Annotated in this window: 3 protein-coding genes and 1 pseudogene; 1 reads left to right on the top strand and 3 read right to left on the bottom strand. The window is 70.1% G+C overall.

All coding sequences use genetic code 11. The features are described 5' to 3' along the window. Together J7E68_RS13985 and J7E68_RS13990 are read right to left on the bottom strand one after the other, a co-directional pair. A partial coding sequence (locus J7E68_RS13985; RefSeq protein WP_215173556.1) for an MFS transporter occupies nt 1-1,176 on the bottom strand: 1,176 nt, incomplete at its 3' end. 38 nt (nt 1,177-1,214) lie between these two features. Then, the gene (locus J7E68_RS13990; RefSeq protein ID WP_215173558.1) at nt 1,215-1,478 is read right to left on the bottom strand and encodes a glutaredoxin family protein; all 264 of its coding nucleotides are present in this window, start codon (nt 1,476-1,478) and stop codon (nt 1,215-1,217) included. A 95-nt stretch (nt 1,479-1,573) separates the two neighbouring features. Between J7E68_RS13990 and J7E68_RS13995 the strand changes: the two genes are divergently transcribed. Continuing rightward, nucleotides 1,574-1,966 carry an SIP domain-containing protein gene (locus tag J7E68_RS13995; protein ID WP_215173560.1) on the top strand — a complete coding sequence of 131 codons (393 nt, stop codon included), beginning with the start codon at nt 1,574-1,576 and terminating at the stop codon, nt 1,964-1,966. Nucleotides 1,967-2,030: 64 nt separating this feature from the next. Here the strand turns inward: J7E68_RS13995 and J7E68_RS14000 are convergent. Further along, a pseudogene (locus tag J7E68_RS14000) lies at nt 2,031-2,255 on the bottom strand (hypothetical protein); the annotation flags it as partial.

Below are 2,255 nucleotides of genomic sequence, written 5' to 3' on the forward strand. Positions count from 1 at the left end.
CCCGCCGGTCTCCCCCGCCGTCCACACGCCGGTGAACGTGCCCGCCTGTCCGGTGCCGCTGAGGCGCTCGTCGTGCGAGATGACATCGGGCAGCATCGCCATGGGCAGCGACTGCAGTCCGGCGTAGGCGACGCCGGCGATCGCGATCGAGCCGTACATCCAGACGCCCGGCGCCCAGACCGCGACGATCAGTGAGAGCGCGGCGATCGCGAAGATGGTGCTGGCGATCGCGAACGACCGCTCCTTGCCGATCCGACGCGCGATCGCGGTCCAGGCCGGGGTGGCGATCAGAGCGGGTCCGACGAGTGCGAGGAAGACCAGGGTGACGGCGTCTTCGGATCGCAGCACCCAGGTGGCGACGTACTGCGCGCCGGCGAGCATCGTGCCCGTGGCGAGCGCCTGCAGCAGGAACGTGCCGAGCAGCGCGCGGAACGGCTGGCTGCGTCGCAGCGTCCGCACCCCCGAGGCGTACTGCTCGCGGATCCCGGTCGGGGCGAGGACGCGGGGCGGGCCATCTGCCGCGTGGTGACGTGCCGCCGTCTGCGCGGTGCGCGAGGCGACGAGCATGCCGACGCCGATCGCGACTCCGGCGACGACGCCCATGAGCAGGTACCCGGCGACCGGGTCCGCGCCCGCGCGACGGAGTTCGGGACCGCCGGCGCCGAACAGCAGGATCGCCGCGGTCAGCACGACCACCCGCCAGCCGAGCAGGCGGGTGCGCTCGTCGTATCCCGACGTCAGCTCGGCGGGCAGCGCGACATAGGGAACCTGGAACAGGCTGAACGAGGTCGCGGTGGCCAGGAACGCGAGCAGCACGCAGGCTGCGGCTGCCGTCGGACCCCACGACGGCGGAACCGCGAAGGTCAGCGCGAAGAAGAACGGCAGCGTGAGGGCGCCGACGACCATGAATCCGCGGCGCGAGCCGGTGCGGGCGTACTGACGATCCGACGCCGCCCCGATCAGGGGATCGATGATGACGTCCCAGATCTTCGCCGCGGTCACGATGAGACCGGCGGCGAGGGCGGCGACACCGAGGTTGTCGGTGAGGAAGTACGTCAGCACGAGCCCGGGAAGGGTCGCGTATCCTCCTGTTCCGAGCGAGCCGATCGCGTAGAGGGCGACCGTGCGCGCGGACAGTCGGGCGGATGCTCGTTCAGGCCGAGCCGCGGTGCTCATCGCGCCAGTGTATCGGTGCGCGAGAAGCCCTCTCCGGGTCAGATCAGTGAGAGCTCGCGCAGCTTGGCCTCGACGTCGGCGTTCGACGGCTCGACGTGGTGAGACGAGTCGGGGTAGAGCACGACGGGGATGTTCGTGCGGCCCGAGATCTCTTTGGCGACGTCGGCGGCCGACGGCTCGACGACGAGGTCGACATAGGTGTAGTCGACGCCGAGCGAGTCGAGCTGCTTCTTGGTGCGGATGCAGTCGCGGCACCAGTCGGCGCCGAACATCGTGATCGTGGATTCTGCAGGAGAAGTCATGTATCCAGCGTAGGGCCGCGTCGCTGAGCGGGCGCCGAGTCGGCGGATGCATCGAGGTCTTGTTGTGTAAGGGTAGCCTTACCTATACTCGAGGCATGAACAATGCCTGCGAGCACCTCGAAGACCCGGACTGGGAGAACATCGAAGGTGTCGTGCTCATCGCCGGAGACTCCACCGACGCCGGAGCCATCGCCGCGATCGCGGCGCGGTTGCCCTGGGATGCCGAGGGGGTCATCCTCCTCGAAGCGGCGGCTCGCATCCAGTTCCGTCACATCGACGTGCCCGAGGGGGTGTCGGTGCGCTGGCTGCTGCGAGGCGACGGCGTCCGTCAGCACGCGAAGGGCGAGCGACTCGCGAACGCGGTGCACGCCTGGTGCGTCGAGTGGACCTGTTCTGAGCCGCCACTGGACTGGACGGTCTGGCTCGGCGCACACACCCCGCCGCACGTGGCACGCATGGCGCGCAGTCTGCTCGGTGTCGCCGGCTGACAGCCCCATCGCGCCCGCACCCGCCTCGTCGAGGGTGCGGGCGCGACGGTGTCGGGGCGCGGTCTCAGCGGGTCGCGAGCACCGGAGTGCCGCCGACGGGGGCCCCCGCGCTGATCGCGTCGAGCGCGCGGCGCAGCGACGAGCTCGACGTGTGCGCCGTGTACGGGAAGTACACGACCTCGACGCCCACCTCGGCGAACTCGCGCTCGAGGCGCAGGCCCTTCTCGGTTCCTCGCCAGTCGTCGCCCTTGAAGAAGTGCGTGAACTGCACGTCCTGCCAGGAGTCCAT

The sequence above is a fragment of the Microbacterium sp. ISL-103 genome (assembly GCF_018613995.1).
In the GTDB taxonomy this organism is placed as follows: domain Bacteria; phylum Actinomycetota; class Actinomycetes; order Actinomycetales; family Microbacteriaceae; genus Microbacterium.

Bases quoted from the DNA above. Each gene is read 5' to 3' on its own strand.
- J7E68_RS13990 (WP_215173558.1), bottom strand. From the start codon at position 1,478: ATGACTTCTCCTGCAGAATCCACGATCACGATGTTCGGCGCCGACTGG.
- J7E68_RS13995 (WP_215173560.1), top strand. From the start codon at position 1,574: ATGAACAATGCCTGCGAGCACCTCGAAGACCCGGACTGGGAGAACATC.